Source organism: Virgibacillus pantothenticus, assembly GCF_018075365.1.
Lineage (GTDB): Bacteria > Bacillota > Bacilli > Bacillales > Amphibacillaceae > Virgibacillus > Virgibacillus pantothenticus.
Genome location: NZ_CP073011.1, coordinates 3,867,653 through 3,893,430, shown reverse-complemented (window position 1 = coordinate 3,893,430; position 25,778 = coordinate 3,867,653). Strand labels below are relative to the sequence as shown.

Genomic DNA, 25,778 nt, shown 5'->3' with positions numbered 1-25,778 from the left:
ATCTCTCCAATCTATCGTTTAATCACTTCTTCTGTTGCAAGCGCCTGTTGCATCAACAATTGTTGATGACGCTTAGTTAACTTTGCCTGATCTAACATATCTTTTATCACCGTTGTTTGATTGATTTCATCGAGCTTAGTCGCTAGTTTCCAAGTAGGGGCGACTTGACGTGCCAACCATCTAAGTGTTTTATCGAATGTGTAAGGTTCAGGTTTTGTTGTTAAAGAAATTTTTCTGTCTACACCTAAATCCAAAAAACGCTGCCATTCTTTGTTCATTTTCCAACTACTGCGACGTTTTTTCTCATCTTTATCGACAAAACGTATATACCGGTTAATGATGGAGAAGGCCGTTCGTCCAGCATCTTCATAGGTCATTAAATCAACAATCGCATGATACGCACGATCATTTTTTAAGCGAATTTCAAAACGATTTTTTACCTCTGTATCTTCAAGTGATGTGCCATGTTTTACATATTGTTCGTAATCCTTCTCATAGGCGCAAAAATACACGTCACTTTTTAATGAACCAATATATAACGTATTGCCCATATCTCGTTTTTCTTCACCATGGATCAGTTCACCCGAACGATAGCTTTTAAAACTACGAAACACAGAGATACATTCTTCATTACGACATTTGTTCGTCAAAAACGGAATATCCAATATGCCTGTTTTATCATTGATCGCAAGGTCAATTCGTTTAAATACACCGCCAACACGAAATACATCCATAAAAAAATCAAACCATGTTCGCTGTTGGGCTAATAAGAAATTCTCAAATTGGCGACATCCTTTTCCTTTCAGTTCAAGTAAGCATCCTTTGTCCTCATCAGGTGAAACCATGACGACAATATCACCAAAAACGTATTGTTCCATGTAGGAATAAAACGCAAAGTCTTCATGAATCATGTACTCCATTTTGAGTTTCAAAATATCTTCAATGACAGGCTTCGGATTTGTCGTTAAAAATCGAATCCGTACATAGTCAAACAAAATTTCCAAAGGTGCATCTGGATTAAATTGTTCTAAAATATCGAACATCGCATGTTGTAATGTTTGAGTCGGAGTTACTTTTCCTGTTTCAATTTCACTCATATATTGCCTTGAAATGCCAATATGAACAGCCAATTTATTTTGCGATACGCCGTATGCCAATCGTTTTTCCTTTAATTGTTGATACCAAGGTACTTCATTCATGTGCATTCCTCCCAACTAAAAAAAGATGTCAACTAAAGGGAAAAAGTTGACATCTTTGTGATGTGCTTCAAACCATTGTGCCTACTGGGTTTAGAGCTCTTTTTTTCTGTTTTTTAATGTTTTTCTACCCCCCTGTTAGAAACGGGGGGTAAAGCGTGGCTGTCGCCACGCAGGCTTCGCCCAGCACGGCGGCTTACGCGTTGCACGCCACCGCACTGGGCAGCCTTTATGACACTAACTTTCCAATTTCTTTTAGAAAATCATGACCTTTTGGGACAAGAGGTGTATAAAATTCGGAAATCACACTATCCCCTTTATCGACATACCCTCGGCCTTTGATCTGTTTTAAGAAAAATTGTTTTTGTACGTCTGAACCAAAAAGCATACCAAACCCAAGCTCACTCATTCTGCCTAATCCTACTCGAAAGTTAAATTGATCCCTTATTCCATCCCCAAGATATTTTGCATCTGGTCGTTGACAAGCAAGAATAAGGAAGAATCCAGCTTGACGCCCTAACATAACAATCTGTTTTAGCTTGGTTAATACGGCCGTATTTTCCTTAGAAGCAAGCATTTCCATAAAAGCTACGTACTCGTCAAAAACTAAAAAGTGGGGAGATAAGCCTAAATAAGCATAGTTTTCTCCTGTTTTATAATTAGGCATCTGTTTCATTTCTTCACTACGAGCCATCATAGATTCATAAAACTCATCGATACAAGTTATCATATCTTCCTTTTTGTAGTACACGTCAGGCATCACAGTGGCTAAGTCCGCTAAATCGGCATTTTTCGGATCTAAAATATACAATTTTGCATCTGTTTTGAGTAGCGCTTCAATCAATGTAAGAATAAAATAACTTTTTCCACCACCTGTTCCGCCAGCAATTAACATATGCGGGAGTTTATCATATTCCCAATACATCGAGTCCATCAGCTTTAAGCTACCATTTTGTGCGATTACTTCATCAATAGAAATCCGGCTATTAATTGTGTCATAGAGCAAGATATATTCTACAAAGGAATCATGTAATTCTTTCGATACCAACTCACAGTACAAACCACTTTCCAGTTTATTTTCGAGGTTTAGTAACTGCTCTTGATATTTTCCCAATGTGATTTCTGTTTGAATATGAAGCAATCCTTCTTCAAGCCGATAGTACATTTTAGGAAAGTGACTAATTTTATCTTTTGCTTTTCCATTTGGTATGTCCTTAAAGAAGCTACTTGATTGTACTTGTTTCGTTTCATACCATCCGTTTTCCAGAATCATTTTAGCGAGTTTCTGACGATGAATAACCTGTCTGATACGATCATACCGATAACGATAATAAAGGTAAGCACATATCCCTGTTATAGCAATACTTATAAGGAATGTTACTAATCCATAAGAACTTATAAAATGCTCTTGAAATAACGATAGCTTCCATTCCGTAGATAATAAAAAAGACAGATGAAAAAGTGTAAAAGGGATAAGCCATACAACAAATAACCGGCTGAATAAAAATTGAAAGAGGAGGGAAGCATCACTAGGTCGAATTCGTTTCCCTCGTCTTCGTAAAGGTTTCATTATTTATCCTTAATTGGTGTAGCTTTTGAAGCATTACTGCTTGATGTTCCTGCTTTTCCCTTTAAGACTAAATCATCTGCTTTTATATACCAATCCACATCTGCGCCACGAAATGTTGCGTTTGCGACCGTATCGGCGACGGGGTTAATGATTTCTACTTCTGCATTATAATCAAATTCTTTTAAGGGAACGGAAGCAGGAATACTCACTTGAATCATACGACCTTGTTCACGAGATTTTAAGTCATACGTGCGTTCCTTTACCTCGGTTGAAACCGTACCATCTTCATTTTGAAGAAACACTTCTCGTCGTAATGCGGAGAATTTTAATAAACCAAATGTCTTTTCCTTATCTATAACAATACCTTGTGCTAATCTCATCTCTTTTTCCTCCTTATGCTTTTACCATGTCATCTGCATGTAAAATATAGTTTGTGAAACCACGTTCTCCAATTTTATATCCCTCTGCGGTGATTCTTGCATTGACTAGTTTTACTTTTTCCTCATGTTCAAAGAACTTTTCTCCTGCTTCTTGGGGAAGAACCACCTCAATATCATCTGCACGTTGAATATCGGAATATAGATTATAGCTCCTAGAAAGAGTGGTCATGCGTCCATTAATCCGTCGCTGTTCAACTTTGCCTTCACCTGCATATTCTAAATTTCCAAACGTCTTTTCCATATTTGGAATGACATGTTTTAATTCCATCATATAAACCTCTTTTCTTGTTTTAATTTTTGTTTATTTATTCATATGGAAAGCAAGGGCAGAAGGGAGGGGAACGAGAAAAATATATCTTCATTTGTCAATCACTCCTATGCTTCTTGTAAACGATAATCCACACGTCCATAAATGACACACCAAAATACAACCATTGTTTCTCCATTCTCATCCCGTATCAATTTCCCATGAGGAAAAAACGGAAAGTCTTCAATCTCAATTTCATTCATAATAAAATGATCATCGATCCATTCCATAACTTTTTCTTCATAAACCTCTTGTTCATTCAAGGACATCATGCACCTTTCTCCTTTCTACGTTTTCGCTCATAAAAAAAAGCACGTCAGACGAGAATAATCCAACATGCTCAAAAATTGATTTGCTATAAATTTTCTGCAATACCAGCCATGATATATTCTGCACATGGTACGGCAATCGCATTTCCAATTGCTTTATATCTCGCATAATCACTAATGACTTCACCCTTATTTCCAATAGCTGTCCAGCCCTCTGGTAATCCCATTAAACGTTCACATTCTAATGGAGTGAGTTGTCGGATATAACCTTCATTTTCTTTCCCTTCATACCAAAAAGAAAAGTTATTGACTGAACCAGCTAACAAAGTTGGGAAAGGGTCATTTGTCCGTCCGAAACTTCCAATGAATCCTGATTTGTTTTTGTCTTTTGCGGTACTTCGCATACGTCTTTCTTGAAAGGGACGGACGACGGGTATTTTCCTCCTTGCTTTTTCAGAAGACCTTCGACTGGCTGCGGTGGAGGTTGGCCTGCTTTCTCTGCCAGACGCAGGAAATGATTGCAGTTCGCGGGTTTTAAATAATATTTCTTTGGCACGTTTTCCTCTAAAATCTGCCACGAGGAAGATACGTCTTCTTCTTTGAGGAAGTGTGGGATTTCCCCAATATCGGGCATCCAACACGCGCCAGCACACATCAATTTCATTCCCTCGGACCATTCCTGCTTTTGCCCAGACTCCAGAAGTAGGCATTGGAATTTCGGTATTTGTGAACGACTCCAACACGGCTTTAAAATCCAACCTGTTATTTGATGAAAAAGCTCCCATGACGTTTTCCCAAACAGCGATAATTGGATATGCTCCATTCGTTGCACACCTCATTTCTTCGATAATTCGTATCGCATGATAAAATAAACTAGATTGACTTCCTGTAAGACCTTCTCGTTTACCGATATTGGATAAGTTTTGACAGGGTGAACCAAAGGTAATGATATGGACAGGTGGTATTTTCCCACCATCTATTTTTGTTATATCTCCGAGATGGAGCATGTCAGGGAAATGGCGTTTTGTAATAGAGATAGGTGCTTTTTCAATCTCACTTGCCCATATTGGATTAATTCCAAAACGGGAAGCAGAGAGGGGGAAGACACCAATTCCATCAAAAAGGCTACCGATTTTAAAATTTGTGTTATAATTCTTTTTAAGCATTTTATCTATCAAGTGTATTTCACTCCTAATCTTATAATCTAATTCCCTCTATTTAGATGTCATTCAATTATGTTATGAAATTCTAAACGGGATATATAGATGTTTTATACAATAATTGTTTTGATAGTCTCCAAGGTAATAAAGTTCACTCAAAAATTAAAACGGAGGAATAATTCAAGAATGAAACGAATAGAAAACGTGAAACTATTTAGTGAACATTTAGTCTTTTTAAATAGAAAAGTTGAATTGTTAGGAAAATTAAATTTAAATGATCTATCAGTCCATTCCGAAAACTTTTTTTATCACTTATTTAATTTACTTTTTGGTTTAGAGCTTACGAATGCAAACTTTGAAAAATCTAACCATGAAGCTATTGACCTAATAGATAAAGGTAACAAACTAATTATCCAAGTTTCAGCGACCTGTACTAAACAAAAAATTGAAAACACGTTAAAAAAAGAAATTCTTAAGCAGTATAGTTTAGAGGATTATCGAATCCAATTTATTTTTATAGGTAAAGAAAATCCTAGGATAAAATCAAATGAATTTTCTAATCCATATAAAGTCAAGTTCGATCCAGTTAAGGATATTTATTTAACAAAAGATTTGGTAGAAAAATTTATGTCTCTCTCGCTCTCAGAACAGTCGGAAATTTTAAAGTTCGTAAGAAAAGAAATACCTTTACTCCAACTCATAGAAAAATCAGATATGAAGGTAGAAATATGTGATAAAGTTAACTTGTTACTGAAAAGAAACTTTTTAATATGGAGTAATTTTGGTCCATACTCTGAAACAGCAATACGTAATCCCCTAAGTATGTCTGTAAAAACGACTTGGGATGAACGGAAAAAAGAAATTTTTAAAAACAACGATGAAATAGTGGAGTTATTTCATCAAAACAGTTCACTGTTTACTACTTCTGAGTTTGAAATTTTTATTGAATTCGAAGAGCATGTACAAATTTTTGAACTTAATCATACCAATCGTATTGATCGCACCGCTTACAAGACTTTTCCCCAATCATTTAGTAAAATGATTACCAATATTATCTTAGAAAATGGTGATTCAGATGGTGAATAGTAGTGATATCCCTAGACCTGAAAGTATTGACTTTTTTGAAAAGTCTATAAGACAACATAATAAAGTAATAGATTTAAAAAAACTAAATGAATATTATTATTCTATTGAATTGGATGATGGACGGAATTATAAAATATATCTTACCAATATATATACTGTTAGTTTGGCAGATGTAATGGAGTTTTCTAGCACTTATGATATCGATGCCATTGTAACTATTTCATCATGGAATGGATATACTCTTGAAGCTAAGGAATACTCTCAAAGCATAGGTAAAGGACTGTTTTTATTTGGTGAATTGATGGGAGCACTTAACTTTGCAAAACCTGAAGAGTATTTTTCTGGATATCATGATGGAGAAAAATATTACGATGGAGTTCGATGAGATTAGTATTTATCAATTTGGTTCATCTCTAAATACACAAACTCCAAATGACATTGACTTATTGATTGTATATAGAAATAGATCTTACAAAGAAATTATCAAGCTTATTCGGCTAAGAAGAACATTACGGATTCAGTTACAAAAAATATTAGGAATACCGATAGACATAGTTCTTCTGTCAAATAAAGAAGAACGTCAACTGCTCTATCTTGATCAAATCAACTATAAGAAACTCCTTTAGTTAATTAAGAGATATAAATAAAGTAGAAACCTAATTCTATTGTTCTGTTATTTCTCTATCCTCATTAAAAAAGACGCTTCAATTGAAACGTCTTTTGTAAAAGATATCAAATTTTTATAGTAATAACTCTGAATTGCGATTTGCATTTATTGCATTAAAATTGCATTATTTTATTTTTTTATATCAATTTATATAGATTGATACTTCTTTAAAACCCTTTATAATCAATGATATTGCTCTATATCTAACACCGTGAAAGTAGAGTGGGAATAAGAGGCTAACTTGATTTGAAGAGAGAACGCTGATTTAACAGCATTTGTCCTAAGCTAAAACGGATAAATTGATAAAAAATAATATAGTTCCCTGCCAAAAACCCTGCCAATAAAAAATTTTGGCAGGGAATTTTGTTTTTACACTGAATTTTGGCAGGGAAATTTTTTGGTATTTGGATTGTCGTGTGGAATTAAAATTAATAACCATGTAATCCTAAAAAATGAATATTTCTCAGAAGGTGGTGAAACATAAAGGTAAATATAAGGCATGAGGAGTGATTAAATGACAACAGGACATATACCGATAACGTCATCCGAGCTTTCAACCCTTTGGATTATTTATCAAAAAAAGACTATGATGGTAAGAGTGATTGAATTTTTTTTGTCAAATAATCAAGATGCTGAGGCTATAGAAATATTGCAAACATTTCACGAAGGTGAAAGTAATTTTGTTAATGAACTAAGGAACATTTTTACACAAGAAGGGGCAGCAGTTCCAATTGGGTTTACAGAAAACGATGTAAACCTTAATGCACCAAAATTGTTTGACGACATTTTTGAGGTCATGTACTTACGTATGATGATGAAAGTTGCTTCAGGTTTACATGCATTGCATATATCGATGAGTTACCGGAAAGACATCATGGATTTATACAAAAGGTTCTCAGCGTTTGCGGAGGATACCTGTGAAAAAACGACACAGTTTTTGCTAAGCAAGGGTGTACTTCCAAAATCTCCAGTTGTCACCTTACCCAACCATGTTGAATTTGCTGAGAAAAAGAATTATCGGTCAGGATTTAAAATCACGGGTCACAGGAGGTCATTAAATACAGTTGAAGTGGCTTATCTATACCAAGCGATTGAATCGAATGTAGACGGAATGAAATTAATGACAGGCTTTGCTCAAGTAGCTAAGAAAAAAGATATACGGGACTACTTCTTCCGAGGTAAAGAGTTATCTAAAACAATCATTACAAAATCCAGCGAAATATTATTAGACAGTGATATTAATCCTCCGTCCACACCAGCAGGAAGGGTTACAGATTCAACAGTGTCGACTTTTTCAGATAAGCTTATGATGTATAATACGTCCTTACTGAATACTTTTGGTTTTGGCAGTAATGCTATAGGTACGACCTTCAGTCTAAGGAAAGACTTACCTTTAAAAATGATACCAATTGCTAAAGATGTTTTCGACTTCGCAAATGATGGAGGAGACCTCATGATTGAACACGGGTTATTGGAAGAACCACCTCAAATGGAGGATAGAACCCAATTATCAAAAGGACAGAGTAAATAAAGACAAAGATTGGGCAATTCTGAATTACGTTGTCCTTCTTTTGCCTTAAAAAAGTTATGACCAATATAATCATTTGGACGTGATTATATGAATCAAAATAATAAATATGAGAAACTGTTTTGGAGTATTGCATTGCCGGGTTTTGGTCAAATTCTAAACGGTAGGTTTCTAAAGGGATTACTCTTCATTGCTTTGGTGTTTCTAGTTAATGTTCAGTCCAACTTTCACCAAATTATATTATTAAGTTTTCATGGGAGTATCAAAGAAGCCATTGAGAAAACGAATTATGCATGGTTGATGTTTTCCCCTTGCCTGTATATTTTTGCAATATGGGATGCCTGGAAAGACGCCGGAGGTGGAAGGCATCCTCATTCTTTTCTTCCCTTTGTATTCACAGCCTATTGGGCAACGGTTGGTGTGATTTATTCTTCGGAATTCACTTTATTTGGGCTATTATGGGGGCCTGTTTGGCTCCCAATTCTTTTTATAATACCGGGATTGGCCACGGGATTTCTCATCAAGTTACTATTACTGAAATATAAAAAAATTTCTTAACGTAGGGTTTTTTTAAAATGCTGGCGATACCTCTGGAAGTGAGCATTATTATATTTTATTGTATAACCGAATAAAGGCTTGTTCCGTTGGGCGCTTTTGTTGAATAAAGAATTTCAGTAAAGAACTTTTTATCACAAATTTATGTTTACTGGTCGGGCGAATGTGAAAAGTAAACAACTATTTTTGAAATCAGCCGCATTTTTCAACGGTAATAATGCGGCTTCATCCCTTCAAAAGGAAACAACTTTATTGTCATTACGCATTAAGTTGTTGTTGCAATCTTGATATTTGTAGTTGATTTCTAAAATGAATAAGTCTTTTTTGTGCAAATTTCTGTGTTACGTTGAATGTCTTTGTTATAAAAGGTATACCTTCGGGTATGTTGGCGATTTCATATTTAATTAATATAAATGTTGGTACACAGAAATGAAGTGCAAAGTTATTTGCTTTCCATTCTTGGTATGCCAGAAAAAGATTATTCAAGTGCAATATTTGATTTCCGTACTGTAATAATAAATGACAAAGTTCATGTCCAAAATCCTCCCATTGTTCTTCGGGGGATAACCTAGAATCAATTATAATTTCTTTTTTATAAACACGACTTGATATATCCCAAAAATAGACTTTAATTCCCAGGTAGTCAGCTATTTCCAGAATATCTAGTTGATGTGGGTAATAAATACCTAAGTCAACATAAAAATGCTTTATTGCATCTTCTAGTAATGTTGTGTGATATTTCATGGCTTGTCCTCTTTCGGGGAATGTATGTTCTGTTTTTTATTATAAATAAAAGCCCTAATATTAGAGCTCTATTTCTTTTTGTCTCGTTCTTTAATAAATTCCCAAAAACGTATTAGTTCTTCGATTTTTTCTTCGGGTGCGTTTTGTAAGTCTTTAAAGAATATTTGTGTTTTAGGGTCTAAAAATTCTTTCCACATTTCATCAGGAGAATTAGAATGTTCATTTCCTGTGATTAGGTAGTCAATTGATACATTGAAAAAGTTAGAAATTTTTTTGAGTGTACCGTAATCAGGTTGTCTTTTATTTATTTCGTAATGAGCGTAGGTTCCTCTGGAAATGTTTAGTTTTTTTGCTAGTTCTTGTTGAGATAAATTCTTTGTTGCTCTTAGTTTTTTTAGTCTGTCTCCCAACATTGTGTAACCTCGTTTCTATACGATTTATAAATCGTTTATAGTTATTATACTGTAGCAAAAAGCTACATAAAATAATTGTATCAAAAAAGTACAAAAAAGTATTGACAGTAGCGAAACGCTACTATATAATTAGAATTAACAAGTAGCGAAACGCTACAATGAAGGTGGCGATTAAATGTATGAAAAAAAGAGAATGGTTGTATGAAAAAAGAATTGAACGAAATTTAACACAAGAAGATGTTGCGATACAATCAAACATAAAAAGACCTTATTATTCTCAAATTGAATTAGGTATAAGAAGACCTAGCGTAAAAGTTGCTAAACAAATCGCCGGAGTAATTGGTTTTGATTGGAAGCTTTTTTTTGAAACTGGATGTAGCGATTTGGAACAAGATATAAATGTTTTATAGAATTAGATTTGTTTCTTATAAATCTAATATCTAATAAATGAATTATATTATTTCTAGGGGGTGAAATTCAAATGAACTTTAATGAAATGCAAAATTTAATGAAAAAGGCAGTTCCTTTGGCAAAAGAAATGGAAGGTGACTGGCAGGCTAGGATGAAGTTAGCTGTCCGAATTGTAAAGGCAGATTATTATATGCAACAGCCGATTTCGAAGGAAATTATTCAAAAGCTTTTATTGCATAATGTTTCATATCGTAGAATTTGTAAGAATTATGATATGTCAAGAAAAGGAATTTCAGCATTTGAGAACATGTAACGAGTGTGAGTTTATACCACTTAATGAATTGTTCGAAAATGCATGAAAGGAAATGATGTTCCTTGAAAACTTCATATAGAAAGAGAGCGCATATGATAAATCGTAACTTATCATACACGCCAATAAAACCTAGACACTTTTATTGTAACGTGTTTTGACTGATTTGTCATTAAACGTAATCTAAGTGATGATAGCTAACACTTTTAAAAAAGCTATAGCAGTCCAAAATGAGGGTGCTAATGGTTATAAGCATAACCTACTATATGTTGCCATGACCTTAACTGTGAGCGACTGATAAGCGCGGTAATGGTTCTTATAGAGCCTAGCGAATTATCTTTAATTTTTTATTAAAAATGAATGAGGTGATTTTGTGCTGGATAAAAGAATTGCTTATTACACGAAAAAAGTTGCTGATTTTGGCTCTATTCATCCTAGTAAGCGTAGGAATCCTTATCGGCATGAAAGATTACTTCTATATAAAAAACTACTTCATGAAAAAATATATGAAAATAGACCTTCTGCATTTAGAGGGTTTAATTATTAATCAGATAGTAGGTGAATAAATGAAATTATGAAATTAAATGACCTTTTGAAAGAAAATAAAATAGTGGCATTTGGTTTTCCGGCAGTGAGAGATTTGGTGCGATATGATAATAAAGAATCAGATACCACTATTATTATTTCTACACTTGCACCTTCCCTTTTAGTAGGGCATGGAATAAATGAATATTATGGATTGGATTTGCCAAGAGATAAAGTATTTGAAACTGGACTAGATATTATTAAAGCAGATGTAAATGTATCTAAATATCGTTTAACAGCTTTAGAAATTTATCCATGGGAAATGAAAAATAACTTTATCATTGCAAGTCGCCATATGGGAACTGTTGAAATATTAAAAAATGAATTTCCATTTTTGCAGAATGCACCGGTATTCGAACGTGTTGAAGCAGATGATATTAAAGGAAAACATGTTTATGGTACATTACCACATCATTTAATAGCAGGATGTGATTCGTATGTAGCTGTGACTATAAAAGGTTTTGATAATGCAAAAGATGGTGATTTGATGGGAAAAGAATTAAAGGAACGTATTCAAATTGCCGAATATCCGATTATGTTAGAGATGATTGAATGAATTATACGAGGTGATAAGTATTGGAAATGCGTGTGTATATATCCAATCTCGGCAAATATAATGAGGGGGAGCTTGTTGGTGATTGGTTTACTCCTCCAATCAATATGGAAGAAGTAAAAGAGCGTATTGGCTTAAATGGTGATTATGAAGAAATTGCTATTCACGATTACGAATTGCCATTTGAGATAGATGAATATACATCTATCAATGAAATTAATCGTTTGTGTGCAATGATTGAAGAAATTGAAGGCACACCTATTTATTACGAGTTAAAAGCAATGATAGGTTACTGGTTTAGTGACCTTGAGGAATTGTTGGAAAATGTAGATGACATTGTATGTTATTCTGATTGTCATTCTATGGAAGATGTTGCAAGATATTTCGTTGAAGAAACAGGAGCACTTGGAGAAGTTCCTACCAATCTACAAAATTATATTGATTATGAAGCTTTTGGACGTGATATGGAATTGGAAGGAAACTTCCTTGTTACTTCTCATGGTGTATTTGAGTACAATAATTAAAAAAACGAGAAACTTAAATATTAAAAACAATTAAGGGAGAGATTTTGAATGGAATTTAAAACAGGAATTATACCGAATGAACTAACTTTTGGTGACTTATTTTTTATGGGGTTGAAAAGAGAGAAGATGTTTTTTGACCGAGATAAAAATGAAAGAACAGATAAACTGGAATCAAGGGTTTATAATCTTGCTTCATCCACTCAAAAAGAGCAAATTGAGGTGACTATACCGGAATATGTTGATTTAAAAGAGATTGATTTTAACAAACAGGTGACCCTAAAAAATCCTGTCATTAAAGCAAGAGCACAAGCAAATGGAAATTTTGCTAATGTTGTATGGACTGTTGAAGCAGAGGATATTGTAGAGGTTGGTAGTTCGGGTGGTGTGAAGAAAAATGAACCGAGTAAAGAGCCTGTGGGAGCAGGAACGGATAAAAAATAGTAGAGTAATAGCGTGCTAGTTATAAATTAATTGGCACGCTTTTTTTTGTTCAATTATTTTAGAGAGGACTGAGATTTCTCTGTAAAAGAAGGTGATAAGGATTGAATTTTTAAAGAAACGCCTTTGGAAATATCGTGGCATAAGAATAACGCCGAAAATGGAACATGGAGTGTTAATAGCAGGATTAAGCATATTTATTCCTGTTTTTTTATTGAGTATTTTTTTCTGTTATAAAACTGGAATGAGCAATGTTGCCGAATGGTTCACTTGGGACTATTTGAAAAACATTAAAGGTTGGAATTGGGCGTACATTGGAAAAGGATTTGTTATATCTTTTATAGTTGGCGCAATGACTGTTTTATTAGCTTATTTTGTTTTCTTTGAAAAGTATAGGCGTATTTGGCATAGGCAAAAAATAGCAAGAATGTTTATATCTAATCGTTTTATCGAAAAAGAAAGCTATTCAACGGAATCAAAATGGAGTTTTAGTGATAAGACTGTTACGAAATCAAAATTAACCTACTTCCCAAAAGCCTATTACAAAATAAATAAAGGATATATTGAATTTAGAGTGGCTATGGATATGAGCCGATTTCAAGAAAGGTTTTTAAAGTTAGGGGATGAACTAGAAAACGGTTTATATTGTACTTTAGTTGACAGGGAATTGGAAGAAAATTTCGTTTGTTATAAATTAATGTATGATGTACAACGAAACCGTATTTCTATTCATGATGTGACTGTTAAAAATGGCTCTATGAAGCTTATGGAACATATTGAATGGAAGTTTGATGAATTACCTCATATGTTGATTGCTGGTGGTACTGGTGGAGGGAAGACTTATTTCATTTTGACCATGATTGAAGCTTTATTGAAGTCGGATGCTGAATTGCGGATATTAGACCCAAAAAATGCAGACCTTGCAGACTTAGAATCGGTCATGCCTGAAAAAACTGTTTTTAGTAGGAAAAATGGAATTAAAATGACTTTGAAGAAAGCAAGAGAAGAAATGCATGAACGTTCCGAAAGAATGAAAAACATGCCGAATTATAAAACAGGTGGAAATTATGCAAGTGTGGGCATGAAGCCACTCTTTGTTATTTTTGATGAATATGTAGCATTTATGGAAATGTTAGACCATAGAGAGAAGCAAGAAGTATTGGAGGATATGAAGCAATTAACTATGCTGGGTCGTCAGGCGGGTGTATTTCTTATTTTGGCAAACCAACGTCCTGACGCAAAATATTTGGCAGATGGAATAAGAGACCAGTTTAATTTTCGTGTAGCATTAGGTAGAAACAGCGAAACAGGATATGGAATGATGTTTGGAGATGTTGATAATACATTTGTAAATAAGCGTATAAAAGGGCGTGGCTATGCCGATTATGGTGCTTCTATCATTACAGAATTCTATACACCATTAGTGCCTAGAGGATATGACTTTTTAAAGGAGATAGGAAAAGCAACGCCGAAAATGGAGGTTGCGCCAGCGACGACAGTCGCAAGCGACAGCGAAAAGCAACCGGAATTGTAGGCGTGGAGGAAGGAGCGTAGCGGATGACGACATCAAACCCCCCTACTCTAACAGGGGGGTACAAAATACAAAAAATGAAGAAAACCCTTTAGTATCAATGATTGACTATTTAAGGGTATCGTTTAAAACGCATAATGTCGATTTGATATTAGAAAAAGTGCTTCATCTAAAAAAAGAATATATGGAGCATAAAGAAAGTGGTTTTTATGGATATGTAGGCACATATCAACTGGATAATATTAAAGTATTATATTCTCATGGTTCAGATGTGCGTGGAACACTTATTGAATTAAGTGGTCAAGGTTGCCGTCAATTTGAAACTTTTTTAAAAGCTAGGAAAGTAACGTGGTTCGATTTTTTTAGAGATTGTAAGAAAAATGGTGGGAAATTTCCTCGATTAGATATTTCGATTGACGATAAAAAAACATATTTTGAAATACCTATGCTTTTTGACAAGATAAGAAATGGCGAAGCGATTTCCCGATTTAAAAAAACTGATTATAATGGCTCGTTATCAATGGAAGATGGTGAACAGGGCGGTACGACACTTTATTTTGGTTCAAAAAAACATTCTGAAGTCTATTTCTGTTTTTATCAGAAAAACTATGAGCAATCGGAAAAGTATGGAATCCCTTTAGAAGAACTTGGAGACTGGAATAGATATGAATTAAGATTTAAAGATGATAGGGCGAATGCTGTTGTATCAGAACTTATAAAAAGTGAAAGCATGTTACCAGTTGCTAAGGGAATCATTAAGAATTATTTACGTTTTGTGGATAAGGATAATGATTTAAATAGAGGGCGTTGGAAAACTTCTCATTTTTGGGAAGTTTTTTTAGGTGATGTTGAAAGGTTAAAAATTTTTACGAAACCGCAAGAAGATTTTTATCAAAAGTCTCGAAATTGGTATATGAATCAAGCGGCTAGAACAAGAAAAATGATAAAACTGGTGGAAGATACAAAAGGAATTTCTGATTTAGAAGATTTTGAGGAAGAATTAGAACTAAACGAAAAGCAAGAGCATATGATGTTGGTTTATCTTGCACAGCCGGAAGAAATGATTGTTTAATGTTTTTCCCCTTTTGAGGTAGTGATATTGGGACGCCGTGTGGGGGCGGAACCCCACGAACTTAACGTCATTTGTTATGGAAAAGGGCTGATATTAACGAACGACAGGGCAAGCGGTTTTGTCGGTACAATAGTAAGAGACAAGTCAAGTTTATTTAAATCCCTTTTGAGTATAGTTGACTTGGTGACCATCAAGCACCGACAAAAAATCGGAAAGCAAGGGGGAAAGGGTGGAGATTTTTTAGGCGGTTTTCCTAAAAAATACTACCCGAACCTTGCTTGGAGATTAGTTACTATGTTAGGTGGTGAAAATGTGGACCACGCAATTCAGAATTTGAAATCCTATATGAGTGCAACGCTTGATTTGCATAGAGACCTTGGCCAGCCAGAAGATGTTTATAGAGATGAAATAAAGGCGTATGTATGTGCTATAAATGCTTTGGAACTTTATTATTATGAAGAAAAAAGAACAAAACTAGAATTTGTTTTGAGTTAATGGAAGGAAGGTGAAAAAAATAATTCCACTTATTTTGAATCAAGCTGTATTGATAGGAGCCTTGGAAAGGGAAAAATTGATTAATCATAAATCTGTCATTTTAGAAAAGTTGAGAGAAGAGATGCAGGGTATTGATAATTCCCTCTATATTGAAATGGACGTGTATTTTTATCATAAGAATGAACAAGAAGAAGATAAAACATATCATTGTATATTTGCGAATGTTTCTCATAGACAGAACAAAGTAACGGGAAAACCAAAAAATGCAATTATAGCAGTGGAGTTTCTTGTATTGGAGGTTCATGAATAATGAAAATGAAGTCGATACCCGAATCTTTTAAGGAATTAGGCTTTACTGTAGGTATTCCTAAAAATAGGGAAGGAGAAAAACATTCTTTTTATCAAGCTTATGTAAAAGATTTATCTAAAAATACATCTTTGATTGTTGAAGGATATAGAAGGCAAGGATATTCAACCTATCGTTTTTCTTTTTATAAAGCTACCTATATAGATAATGGTAAGAAAATAAATGAAAAAGTGTATTTGGAAAATGCTTCACCACTGGAGGTATTACAGAGGGTAACATCTTTTGTAGATTATATTGAGAGGAGTTCATAATGAGTATAAAAGATAAATTAAAAAAGAATAAAGTTGTTGATAAAATTGAACAAATTGAACGACCAAAAAAAGAGAAAAGTCCTGTGCGCAAAGATACATCAAAGCGAACAGCTTTTTTTATTTGGTCATTAATTTTAGGAATGTTATTTTTAGCGACAATTTCAGTGTTATTGTCTTTAAACACTCGTTCCACTTTGAATGAAACAAATAAATTGGTCCAGGCGAATGAGGATAAGGAAGTGATAGAAGAAATTCCTGTTGAATCTGCAAATGAATTTCTATCCAATTTTATCAAGGAATATATTAATGTTTCTAATGAAAGTGAAGCTTTGCAAGAAAGAGCAAATCGTTTAAAGGAATATATGGTTTTTAATGACACGTTTAATGATGAAAAAAATTCTTTGTACAACTTAGACAATGTGAATGGTACTAGACAGTTAGAATCTTTGAACCTTTTTCATATTGAAGATGAAGGGGAAAGAAGTCTTTTTCAATATAAGGTTACATTTAAAAATGAATTGCAAAGGGAAGTAGAAAAAGAGGTTGTTAAGGGTGAGGGTAAAAATAAAAAAAAGGAAATTGAAATCGAAATTGAAACAGAGGAAGAAAAAAACACCTTGTTGTTAAATATTCCTATTGTTTATGAAAAAGGTTTGTTTAGCGTTCAATCCGTTCCATATTTTACGGAAGTTCCCTCTTTAGCTGGGAACATAGAATATGAAAAGAAAGAGGTTGACTTAGAAGAATATACCGGGAATGAAAAAGAAAATATCAATGAATTTCTAAATACTTTTTTTGAAAAGTATGCTACAGAACCAGTTGACGAAATGGCGTATCTGATGGATGACCCACAAACGTTAAATGGTTCTTTTTTATTTGAAGAAATAAGAAATTTAAAAATCTATGTAGATGGCAAACATTACAAGGCAACGATGGAGGTGGTGTTTAGAGACGAATTGACAAATATACAACAAGTTAATCCAGTAGAAATGACGATTTCTAAAACTGGAAGAAATTATTATGTGAAAAATTTTATTTATAATTAGGAGGAATGAAAAATGGACTTTTTTAATCACTTGGTTTTGGCTGCTGATTTGCCTACTTTAGGAGGAATTGAGAATTGGGCGTTGGAAATTGTTCAGCAAGCGATAGTCATTATTATTATTTTCCTAGTCACAAAACATCTAGCCAAATTTAAATTTGGTGCGATTATTGTGTGCTGTATCGTTGGAGGAATTGTTTATTTTGTAGTTCGGAATTGGGACACAGTTGCCGGTTGGATTGAAGCCTTCATGAATAAGCTGTAAGAGAGTGATAATATGGCAGAGAAAAAAGAAAGTAGAGTGGTATATAACTATAGAAGGGCTTTAAGGGAACCAAAGAAAATTAGGCAGATAACAGATAATTATTATCTGCCTTTTACAATTGAATTGATTCCTGCATTAAATTTTGTGGTCTTTCTAATTATCACATTTTTAGCAGGTTGGATAATAAGGAAATTTTATCCGTATGCATTTTCGAATACGTGGTTTATATTTTTAATTTGTGTTCCGTTATTTTTTACGTGGCTTGTAACGAAAATTAAGCCGGAAGGCAAAAATATTTATATGTTCATTTATGATTATGTCAAATATTTATTCGGGATAAAAATTCCTAAAAAAAAGTTTTGTAATGGGAAAGAAGTAGAGTGGATGAATGAGAAAAAAATAACATTTAAAGAATGTGTATGGGTGGTGGATAAAGAGAATGACCAAACTGAAACCAGCGTTGAAAACAATAAAGAACAATATGCTATTAACGAGAACGGGAGACGTGTTCGCATATTATCGAATAAAAAGTGAATCGATTCCTATTCAAAATCAAAAAGTGGTAGCCAATTATAAAAGAAATTGGAAAATGTTTTTTGAGGATATCACAGCTTATGAAGATTTTCATTTGAGAATGTATCCTCAAGAGTTCCGTTTGAAAGAACGCTTTGAAGATTTAAGTTTGGGTTTGTCAAAAGATAGTGAAGATGTTGGACGATATTATTTAGGTGAAACAGAAAATGTTTTAAGTTCACGCTTGGGAAATATGACAAAAAATGATTTTATTATTGGCATTAAGTTAAAAAATGCATTTGTAAATGTGGATGGACGACTAAAAGATAATGTTTATTCCATTTTTTCGAATGTAACAGATATGTTTGTAAACTATTTAGGTTGGGAACAAAATGTTCCCACTTCTTTTTTTAATCAATTTGAGGAATTGGAAGATACAATTTATAAAATGGTTGCTGGTGTCAATGGGTCAAGATTAAAAGAAAATGAATTAATTTATGTTAATCGTTATGATTATATTGCTGGTTTGAAGCATGATGTAAGTGAAGAGGAGGAACATGGAAATATTAAGGCGATAACAAATTCGATTATTGACCCTACGGAATCATCTACTTTGAAAATAAGTAGTGAGCAAGATGAAGGTTATTTAACTTTTGTCGTGATTGATGAATTTCCGGATAATATGGCAGAGAGCGATATTTTTTATGAAGCCCAATCTTTACCTTTTGAGGTATGTGTAGATTTTAAAATTCATTCAGAAGGTAAAGGAAAATCAAAAATGAAGGTGAATTTAAAGGGGAGAGAGTTAAAAGAATCAGCGAATGAACAAGCAAAAACAGGTGACTTCGTAGATGATTCTGTTGTAGATAGTCATTATTTAATGAGAAATTTACAGCAAGAATTAAAAAATCATGATGTATCTGTAATGAATTGGCTTGCTACAATTGCTGTAACAGGCAAGACGAAAAAAGAAAGTTTATTACGTGCTAAACAGGTTGTACGTTATTTCAAACAATTAAATATTATTTGCCGTATTCCAACGGCTGACCAATTAAGCTTATTCTATAGAACGTTGCCTGGGGAAAAGTTAGAAGCAACGGATAGAAATTGGTTACAATCGACTACTCAAGATGGTTTAGGAGAAAGTTTGTTTGGCGTAAATTCTGAAATTGGAAATAAGATTGGTTTTTTTATAGGCTGGGTTGATAGATTTCATAAACATAAGGATTTGGAAAGTGCCAAATTATCAAGTCGTGACCCTGTGTTTTTTCATCCGATGCTGGCAAACCAAAATATTAGAGGTAGTAAATATAGAAGTCCGCATGTTCTGATTACAGGTGATACAGGCAGTGGGAAATCATATCTTGCAAAGTTGTTATTTATTTATGTAACACTCTTAAATATAAAATCCTTATATATTGACCCTAAAAAAGAAATAAGGAAATGGATAAATAAAGTTATAAATGATGGCATCATTAGACGTGATTATCCTTTATTTGTTGAGCACTTGGAAAAGTTTAAATTTGTAACTTTGGATTTTGAAGATAAGGATAATTGGGGAGCATTAGACCCGGTAGCTTTTTTACCATCTTCTCAAGCGAAAGAATTGATTCAAGATATTTTTTCGGAAGTTTATGATTTCAAAGGGAAAGATGAAATTCATACAGCCTTTTTGAGGGCAATATCGGAAGTCCTTGAAAGAAAAGAAAAAGGTGAACAAGTGGGCTCCATGCATATCATTGAGATTATGCAAGATAGCAATGAGCCATCTGTAAAAAAAGCAGGAGATTTTTTATATGAAGTGGTTGCTGATTCTATATTAAAGCTATGTGTTCATGATGGTTCTAATTCTGCGTTATCCTTAACCGATAGAATTAGCATTATTGAAATTGAAAACATTGATTTGCCAGAAGCTACTGCAAGTGTAGAAACCTATACAAATAGCCAGCGCAAATCAAATTCGATTATGCTGGCTTTAGGGAAATATTGTGAACTGTTTGGCCGGGATAAAGATGAGCAAACCGTAGAATTTATTGATGAAGCATGGGTTATCATTGCGTCACAACAGGGGAAAAAGGTCGAAAAACAGATGAAGCGTGTTGGGCGTAGCTATAATAATGCTTTATATTTTATCTCACAATCTACCAAAGACGCTTTACGAGAAAAGGAGAATGAAACAGGGAACTTTGGTGTAGCTTTTGCTTTTGATGAAGAAAACGAACGTCCCGATATTTTAAAATGGATGAACATGGAATCAAGTGAAGAAAATATAGAAATGCTAGATAACATGTTACAAGGGCAATGTTTGATGAAAGATATGTTCGGCAGAACCTCAAAAATTACGATTGAATGTCTCTTTGAAGAATGGGAAGGAGCATTGGAAACAATCAATAAATCGGCGGTTGCCTATGCAGAGGAAAAATATTTATAGATGGAATGGCTATCCATAATTGGTAGCCATTTTTAATATAAAAAAGGAGATGATTTAATGAATGAGAATGTTTTAGGTATGATGTATATTTCTGAATTAGAAAATTATGTGGAGTTGGAAGAAAAACTATTGGAATTAGATATGTCTGAAAAGTTAGAGGAAATAATTAGAGAGGCTATTGATTATTCGAACGATAATTTGAGGGAAGATGGAAATGTAAATTTTACAATTACAAAACGTCATTCGCAAAAAGATATAAGTTACAATTTTGTTTTTGAATTATTTTTGGTGGAAGAACAGCGTGACAGATACCTTTATTATGAAACTTGTATTGAGCTCTAAGTAGTAATTTTTTCAAGGGTGGCTATCGAAAGGTAGTCACTTTTTTATTTGAAAGGCTGGTGAGGAAATGCAAAATGAAATTTTTTTAAAGTCGTTTGTAAAAGGGTTACAAATTAATTTTGAGAGATTGAAAGGCTTGGAGGAAGGAAGGAAACAAGGAAAAACAGATGCGGAATTTTTAGCTTATTGTCGTGGTGGCGTAAGTGCCTGTGAAAGGATACTAGATTTTATAAAGGATTTGAATGCCAATGAAGAATAAAAAATGGTTGTTAATTCTACTTACTGCATTATTTTTATGTTTCGTGACATCATCAGTTGTTCTTGCGGAAGATGATGAAGACGTTGATACAAGTGGGAATCTCTCTGATTTGATTGATGATGATTTTCCAGTTGGAGATTTTATTCTCAAACTTTTCGGGAAAATATTTGACAAAGAATATAAACCTTTTAAGTATATGGATAAGGCAAAGGAAAAGGAAGAGGGTGGTGTTCAATTAGAAATAAAAAAATATCCACTCGAACGTTATATGGTGAATAATGAAGATACAAGTGGAATATTTGGTTTTAATTTGTATTCAATCAATAACTTTTTTATGGGTATTATTCAAAATGTGGTTAAAGTTACAGATAGTTCTTTACAATTATTTACGTTAAATAAATTGGATGATTTTGCGGATGATATTGAAAGTGTTTCGGGTAGTATATATGAAGTTTTAAAGGAGCATTTTGCAGAAATATTGTTTGCATTTTTATGTGGATATCTTGTTTTTATATTTTTTACCAAAGGAAATGCCAGAGAATCTTTTAGAAAATTTATGTTGTTTGTGGTTGTTTTAATTGTTGCCGGTTATTGGGTATCGAATGCCAGTTATTTATTAAAAAGTATGAATGCACTTTCGGGAGAGATACAATCTACTTTAGTAAGTGCAGGTGATGGTATTTTAGGGATTTTTGATGATAAGAGAGAGGGTGTTTATGCAGGGATTAATGATATTGATGAAAATGAGAAGATAGAAGGTACAATTGCGGTCGTTCGTAATATTTATTTTGATTTAGCATTAAAACGACCATACCTTTTAATTAACTATGGTAAAACAGATGAAAAAGAAATTAATGCTGATGATAAGATTAAAGATTTAGGTTTTGGATTTCAAGCTTTTCCACGTTCGGAAAGAATGCTGGCTTTTAAATTAAACTCGGAAGGTTCAGCGTATAGAATCGGTCATGCCCATCTTGAAGTAAATAAAAACGGAAATACGAATGTAGCTTCGGGTTCAGCTTTTAAACAATCGGGTATAGTATTTTTGACTTTTTTCATTGTGATTGGTTTGTCTATTCCCTTTTTATTATTAGGTTTAATCAATTTTGCATTACAATTGTTAGCGATATTCATAGCTTTAGCTTTACCTTTTGCGTTTGTTTTAAGTTTTATTCCTCATTTTGCAATGACAGGTTTTAAGGCATTAGGTAATATAGTGACCATTTTTTTAACGAAAGGTTTGTTAGGTTTACTTTTATTTGTTGTTTATCTGTTAACATATTCCATGTATCTATTTGTAAAACCAGTCGATACAGGAATGTATTTGTTACATGTGGTGCTTTTGATTGTGATATTTTTCTTAATCATAATTAAGAGAAATAAAATTATTAGTTTTGTTACGGCAGGACGTGTTCAAACAGTTGATGGAAACATTATGCCAAATATGAACCAGTATTATAGTAATCAATTTTCTAATGCGAAAAAGAGATTACAAGAAAGACGTTCTCAAAAGAGGGAATCTCCAATGAATTATGGAGATGAAAAAAGTGATTCTAAACAGAGTGCAAAAACGAATCGAACGAGTATGAGGGAGGAAAGAAAAGGTACTGAAAATGGCAAGGGTGTGGATACTAAACGTTCTCCACAGAGAAAGAAAAAGGATGATGGGGATAAAGCAGTACCTGTACCATTGGAAACAGATGACCCATCAAAAGAACGAACTTCACAGTCAGAAAATACAAATGAAAAAGATATTGGTGGTGTGAATGAAGAAAGTCGTGGTCATGCTGAATCTTATCATGACAAAGAACATTCTGTAGAACGAACTTCACAGCCGGAAAATACAAATGAAAAAGATATTAGTGGTGTGAATGAAGAAAATCGTGGTCATGCTGAATCTCATCATGATAAAGAGCGTGCTGTAGAACGAACTAAACAACCAGAAAGCATAAATGAAAGAGATGTAGACAGTGTGAAGAAAGAAAATCGTAGTCATACAGAGGTTCATCATGATACAGGTTTGAATGCGCAACGAAATAGAGAAGTATCATCTGTAGAAGAAAGGAAAAGAGAAAGAGATGAGAATTGAGGATTGCTATAATAGGCAATTCTCTTTTTGTTTTTTGTGGAGGTGTTTTTTTAATTGAATACAGATAAAATACCTGGGGTAAAAATGGCTAAGATGAAAATAAAAATCTTTTTAATTGTTTTGTTGTTTTTCTTCTTTTTTATCATTGGTATAGTGGTTCTTTTTGTTGTTAATTCAATAAATATGAGTGATGATGGAATGCCTCATTTAAGAGAAGAAGAAAATGAAGAATATACGGATATTTATACTGGTAATGGTATTGCGCCCGAAGTGTTGAGGTATAAAGCTTATTTTGAAAAATATGCCAAAAAATATTTCATATCACAACATGTAGATGTATTGATGGCTATGACTATGCAAGAAAGTGGAGGTAGGGTTTTAGATGTAATGCAATCATCCGAAAGTCTCGGTCTCCCTCCCAATTCAATTACAGACCCAGAAATTTCTATTGATATTGGAACAAGATATTTTTCACAAGTCATGAAGGAAGCAGATGGAGAAGTGAAGCTTTCCCTGCAAGCGTATAATTTTGGTTCGGGATTTATACCCTATGCGAACGAAAGAGGGGGTTATTCTAAGAAGGTCGCCATTGATTTTAGTAATATGATGGCTAAAAAAAATGGGTGGTCTCGCTATGGTGATGTAAACTATGTAGACAATGTTATGCGTTATCTTGAAGAAGATAATTCCCCTATAAATGTTCGTGGTGATTGGGCATTACCGTTAAAAGAAATTATAATTACAAGTGGTTTTGGACCGAGAACGCATCCGATTACAGGTGAGTTAGAGAGTTTTCATGGTGGGGTGGATTTTGGCTGTACGCCTAGTGATAACATTATGGCGGTTAAGGATGGAAAGGTTGTAGAAGCCATTCATGGAAATACTGGCTATGGAAATTATGTTACTTTGCAACATGCAAATAATGAATTTAGTCGGTATGGTCATATGTCCTCATTAAAAGTTTCTCTTGGTGATAAGGTTAGTCAAGGTCAAGCTGTTGGTAAGTGTGGAACGACAGGGGATAGTACAGGAAATCATTTACATTTGGAACATTTAACTAAATTAGGTCAAGCACATCAAGATAAAATTGACCCTCGAAAAACATTAGGGTTAGATTAATTGAATGCTATTCGGATTTAGAGGTGATAGAATGAAAAAGTATTTACCATTAATTATTGTTGGTGTTTTAATCATTGTTTTCTTATTCGTGAAGAATGAAAATTATAGAAATGAGTTAAAGCAAGCAAAGAATGAAATAAGTCAATTAGAGAGTTTGGAAGAAGTCATTCATTTAGAAGCTGGTGAGATAGCAGAAAAATTTATTATGGGCTATTTTAATTATCAAGGCAAACCAGTAAGGGAAGATGTAGAAATGTACGTATCAGAGAAAAAATTAAAAGAATTAAACTTTGATGGGAATGAAGAATATGACGATAAATTAGCTGAAGTGAAATCTACTGTGAATAATCTAGATGTTTATTTAGGAAAATCAAAAGAGGGTAGGCAAAAAGTTTTAGGTGTCTTTATAAACGAAATTGAAATGGATGGTGCGGTAAGTTCGGTGGATTCATTCATTGAACTAGATATGGAAAATAAAGATGATGTTTGGCGTATTGTTGACTTTAATTTTTTTCAGTATTGATTATATGTTATCATAGGTTAAATGAAAATTATTCTAATTGGAGGTGATTTTCTTGCATAAACACGTTTTAAAAATAATGGTACTGATGATTTTTTCTATCAGTCTAGTAGCATGTGGAAATTCAGAAGCTAAAACAAATAATAATTTAACCTATGAAAATATAGTAAATTTAGCTATTGAGAAAGTGGAGTCAGAAATCGCTGAACGAAATAATATAGAATATGATAGTTCTAGTATAGATTACGGAAATGATTTGAGAAGTAGTTCAGATATTACAATGTGGGAAAATGGAAAATATATAAAAGTTGTTGTTTATGATAAAGAAGAAGATGATGAAAAAGAAATAACTCATTATAGATTAAAAGATGATGAATTAGTGAATATAAACGGTCATCCAGACATTGACTTTGATTCTATAGAGGAACAAGAGCCCGATTATATAGAAGAAAAAGGAAAAATAATTAAGCAGTAATTAATTAGATAAAATTAATAGGAGGTAATAATATGAGCAAAGAAGTGACTAATGAGCAGATTTTACAAGCTATTACTGAATTATCAAAAGAAGTAATAGATGTAAAACAAGAGGTAAAGAAAAATGCTGATAAAATTGACAAGTTAGATGCTAAGGTAACCGTATTATCAGAGGGATTACTAGACACTCAAGCAGAAGTAAAAATTCTTAAAAATGCAAAATGATTAATTGCAATGAAAAGCAATGTTATA

General features: G+C 33.4%; 35 protein-coding genes. 27 read left to right on the top strand and 8 right to left on the bottom strand.

What is annotated here, in order from left to right; translation table 11 throughout:
• Positions 1-11: 11 nt before the first annotated feature.
• From mobT to KBP50_RS18105, 6 genes are all read right to left on the bottom strand, one after another.
• Positions 12-1,214, bottom strand: a complete 1,203-nt coding sequence (mobT, locus tag KBP50_RS18130) for a MobT family relaxase (RefSeq protein WP_050351808.1) — start codon at positions 1,212-1,214, stop codon at positions 12-14.
• Positions 1,215-1,425: 211 nt separating this feature from the next.
• Complete coding sequence (locus tag KBP50_RS18125; RefSeq protein WP_050351807.1) at positions 1,426-2,766, bottom strand: FtsK/SpoIIIE domain-containing protein; 1,341 nt, start codon at positions 2,764-2,766, stop codon at positions 1,426-1,428.
• Complete coding sequence (locus KBP50_RS18120) at positions 2,766-3,146, bottom strand: YdcP family protein (RefSeq protein ID WP_050351806.1); 381 nt, start codon at positions 3,144-3,146, stop codon at positions 2,766-2,768. Before KBP50_RS18120 ends, KBP50_RS18125 begins: the two co-directional genes overlap by 1 nt.
• 13 nt (positions 3,147-3,159) lie before the next feature.
• Complete coding sequence (locus tag KBP50_RS18115) at positions 3,160-3,474, bottom strand: YdcP family protein (RefSeq protein ID WP_050351805.1); 315 nt, start codon at positions 3,472-3,474, stop codon at positions 3,160-3,162.
• A gap of 107 nt (positions 3,475-3,581) precedes the next feature.
• Positions 3,582-3,785 carry a hypothetical protein gene (locus tag KBP50_RS18110; RefSeq protein ID WP_050351804.1) on the bottom strand — a complete coding sequence of 68 codons (204 nt, stop codon included), beginning with the start codon at positions 3,783-3,785 and terminating at the stop codon, positions 3,582-3,584.
• Between the two features lie 83 nt (positions 3,786-3,868).
• Positions 3,869-4,960 carry a DNA cytosine methyltransferase gene (locus tag KBP50_RS18105; RefSeq protein WP_236691406.1) on the bottom strand — a complete coding sequence of 364 codons (1,092 nt, stop codon included), beginning with the start codon at positions 4,958-4,960 and terminating at the stop codon, positions 3,869-3,871.
• Between the two features lie 168 nt (positions 4,961-5,128).
• Between KBP50_RS18105 and KBP50_RS18100 the strand changes: the two genes are divergently transcribed.
• The 5 genes from KBP50_RS18100 to KBP50_RS18080 all read left to right on the top strand — a co-directional run bounded on the left by KBP50_RS18100 (position 5,129) and on the right by KBP50_RS18080 (position 8,781).
• Positions 5,129-6,028 carry an SMEK domain-containing protein gene (locus KBP50_RS18100; protein ID WP_050351803.1) on the top strand — a complete coding sequence of 300 codons (900 nt, stop codon included), beginning with the start codon at positions 5,129-5,131 and terminating at the stop codon, positions 6,026-6,028.
• On the top strand, positions 6,021-6,413 hold the full coding sequence (locus KBP50_RS18095; protein WP_139325377.1) for a hypothetical protein: 393 nt from the start codon (positions 6,021-6,023) through the stop codon (positions 6,411-6,413). Before KBP50_RS18100 ends, KBP50_RS18095 begins: the two co-directional genes overlap by 8 nt.
• Positions 6,346-6,654: a nucleotidyltransferase domain-containing protein gene (locus KBP50_RS18090; protein WP_128743408.1), complete on the top strand. Its 309-nt coding sequence runs from the start codon at positions 6,346-6,348 to the stop codon at positions 6,652-6,654. Before KBP50_RS18095 ends, KBP50_RS18090 begins: the two co-directional genes overlap by 68 nt.
• Before the next feature lie 555 nt (positions 6,655-7,209).
• The gene (locus KBP50_RS18085; RefSeq protein WP_050351800.1) at positions 7,210-8,226 is read left to right on the top strand and encodes a DUF3231 family protein; all 1,017 of its coding nucleotides are present in this window, start codon (positions 7,210-7,212) and stop codon (positions 8,224-8,226) included.
• 87 nt (positions 8,227-8,313) lie between these two features.
• Positions 8,314-8,781: a hypothetical protein gene (locus tag KBP50_RS18080; RefSeq protein ID WP_050351799.1), complete on the top strand. Its 468-nt coding sequence runs from the start codon at positions 8,314-8,316 to the stop codon at positions 8,779-8,781.
• A 255-nt stretch (positions 8,782-9,036) separates the two neighbouring features.
• Here the strand turns inward: KBP50_RS18080 and KBP50_RS18075 are convergent, their stop codons facing one another.
• Together KBP50_RS18075 and KBP50_RS18070 are read right to left on the bottom strand one after the other, a co-directional pair.
• Positions 9,037-9,522 (bottom strand): ImmA/IrrE family metallo-endopeptidase, encoded by a 486-nt coding sequence (locus tag KBP50_RS18075; protein WP_050351798.1) that lies wholly within the window; start codon positions 9,520-9,522, stop codon positions 9,037-9,039.
• Between the two features lie 68 nt (positions 9,523-9,590).
• On the bottom strand, positions 9,591-9,935 hold the full coding sequence (locus tag KBP50_RS18070; protein WP_050351797.1) for a helix-turn-helix domain-containing protein: 345 nt from the start codon (positions 9,933-9,935) through the stop codon (positions 9,591-9,593).
• Between the two features lie 179 nt (positions 9,936-10,114).
• Here KBP50_RS18070 and KBP50_RS18065 point away from each other — a divergent pair, with 179 nt between their 5' ends.
• The 22 genes from KBP50_RS18065 (at position 10,115) to KBP50_RS17960 (ending at position 25,751) form a co-directional block, all read left to right on the top strand.
• On the top strand, positions 10,115-10,345 hold the full coding sequence (locus KBP50_RS18065; protein ID WP_050351796.1) for a helix-turn-helix domain-containing protein: 231 nt from the start codon (positions 10,115-10,117) through the stop codon (positions 10,343-10,345).
• A 71-nt stretch (positions 10,346-10,416) separates the two neighbouring features.
• Positions 10,417-10,659 carry a hypothetical protein gene (locus KBP50_RS18060; protein WP_050351795.1) on the top strand — a complete coding sequence of 81 codons (243 nt, stop codon included), beginning with the start codon at positions 10,417-10,419 and terminating at the stop codon, positions 10,657-10,659.
• Positions 10,660-11,029: 370 nt separating this feature from the next.
• Complete coding sequence (locus KBP50_RS18055; protein WP_169770795.1) at positions 11,030-11,203, top strand: hypothetical protein; 174 nt, start codon at positions 11,030-11,032, stop codon at positions 11,201-11,203.
• Between the two features lie 27 nt (positions 11,204-11,230).
• A complete protein-coding gene (locus tag KBP50_RS18050) occupies positions 11,231-11,797 on the top strand; it encodes a hypothetical protein (protein WP_050351793.1) in 567 nt (188 codons plus the stop codon).
• 20 nt (positions 11,798-11,817) lie between these two features.
• Positions 11,818-12,318: an antirestriction protein ArdA gene (locus KBP50_RS18045; protein WP_050351792.1), complete on the top strand. Its 501-nt coding sequence runs from the start codon at positions 11,818-11,820 to the stop codon at positions 12,316-12,318.
• 48 nt (positions 12,319-12,366) lie between these two features.
• Complete coding sequence (locus KBP50_RS18040) at positions 12,367-12,759, top strand: DUF961 family protein (protein ID WP_050351791.1); 393 nt, start codon at positions 12,367-12,369, stop codon at positions 12,757-12,759.
• A gap of 157 nt (positions 12,760-12,916) precedes the next feature.
• Positions 12,917-14,290, top strand: coding sequence for an FtsK/SpoIIIE domain-containing protein (locus tag KBP50_RS18035; protein WP_050353464.1), 1,374 nt, complete (start codon positions 12,917-12,919; stop codon positions 14,288-14,290).
• 97 nt (positions 14,291-14,387) lie between these two features.
• Entirely contained in the window at positions 14,388-15,359 is a 972-nt protein-coding gene (locus tag KBP50_RS18030; RefSeq protein WP_082240924.1) for a replication initiation factor domain-containing protein, read from the top strand.
• 21 nt (positions 15,360-15,380) lie between these two features.
• Entirely contained in the window at positions 15,381-15,854 is a 474-nt protein-coding gene (locus KBP50_RS18025) for a hypothetical protein (protein ID WP_128743405.1), read from the top strand.
• A gap of 10 nt (positions 15,855-15,864) precedes the next feature.
• Complete coding sequence (locus tag KBP50_RS18020; RefSeq protein WP_050351789.1) at positions 15,865-16,164, top strand: hypothetical protein; 300 nt, start codon at positions 15,865-15,867, stop codon at positions 16,162-16,164.
• Entirely contained in the window at positions 16,164-16,472 is a 309-nt protein-coding gene (locus tag KBP50_RS18015) for a hypothetical protein (RefSeq protein ID WP_050351788.1), read from the top strand. The genes KBP50_RS18020 and KBP50_RS18015 overlap by 1 nt, the downstream gene beginning before the upstream one ends.
• Positions 16,472-17,518, top strand: coding sequence for a conjugal transfer protein (locus KBP50_RS18010; protein ID WP_050351787.1), 1,047 nt, complete (start codon positions 16,472-16,474; stop codon positions 17,516-17,518). Before KBP50_RS18015 ends, KBP50_RS18010 begins: the two co-directional genes overlap by 1 nt.
• Before the next feature lie 12 nt (positions 17,519-17,530).
• Positions 17,531-17,779, top strand: a complete 249-nt coding sequence (locus tag KBP50_RS18005; protein WP_050351786.1) for a TcpD family membrane protein — start codon at positions 17,531-17,533, stop codon at positions 17,777-17,779.
• Positions 17,780-17,791: 12 nt separating this feature from the next.
• Positions 17,792-18,313, top strand: coding sequence for a conjugal transfer protein (locus tag KBP50_RS18000; protein WP_050351785.1), 522 nt, complete (start codon positions 17,792-17,794; stop codon positions 18,311-18,313).
• Positions 18,219-20,723 (top strand): ATP-binding protein, encoded by a 2,505-nt coding sequence (locus KBP50_RS17995; RefSeq protein WP_232231350.1) that lies wholly within the window; start codon positions 18,219-18,221, stop codon positions 20,721-20,723. Before KBP50_RS18000 ends, KBP50_RS17995 begins: the two co-directional genes overlap by 95 nt.
• 57 nt (positions 20,724-20,780) lie before the next feature.
• Complete coding sequence (locus KBP50_RS17990) at positions 20,781-21,065, top strand: hypothetical protein (protein ID WP_050351784.1); 285 nt, start codon at positions 20,781-20,783, stop codon at positions 21,063-21,065.
• A 67-nt stretch (positions 21,066-21,132) separates the two neighbouring features.
• A complete protein-coding gene (locus KBP50_RS17985; protein WP_050351783.1) occupies positions 21,133-21,324 on the top strand; it encodes a hypothetical protein in 192 nt (63 codons plus the stop codon).
• The gene (locus KBP50_RS17980; RefSeq protein WP_050351782.1) at positions 21,314-23,413 is read left to right on the top strand and encodes a CD3337/EF1877 family mobilome membrane protein; all 2,100 of its coding nucleotides are present in this window, start codon (positions 21,314-21,316) and stop codon (positions 23,411-23,413) included. Before KBP50_RS17985 ends, KBP50_RS17980 begins: the two co-directional genes overlap by 11 nt.
• A gap of 54 nt (positions 23,414-23,467) precedes the next feature.
• A complete protein-coding gene (locus tag KBP50_RS17975) occupies positions 23,468-24,532 on the top strand; it encodes a lysozyme family protein (RefSeq protein ID WP_050351781.1) in 1,065 nt (354 codons plus the stop codon).
• Positions 24,533-24,563: 31 nt separating this feature from the next.
• Positions 24,564-25,055, top strand: a complete 492-nt coding sequence (locus KBP50_RS17970; protein ID WP_050351780.1) for a hypothetical protein — start codon at positions 24,564-24,566, stop codon at positions 25,053-25,055.
• 52 nt (positions 25,056-25,107) lie between these two features.
• Entirely contained in the window at positions 25,108-25,527 is a 420-nt protein-coding gene (locus tag KBP50_RS17965) for a hypothetical protein (RefSeq protein WP_050351779.1), read from the top strand.
• Positions 25,528-25,559: 32 nt separating this feature from the next.
• A complete protein-coding gene (locus KBP50_RS17960) occupies positions 25,560-25,751 on the top strand; it encodes a hypothetical protein (protein ID WP_050351778.1) in 192 nt (63 codons plus the stop codon).
• Positions 25,752-25,778: the final 27 nt, after the last annotated feature.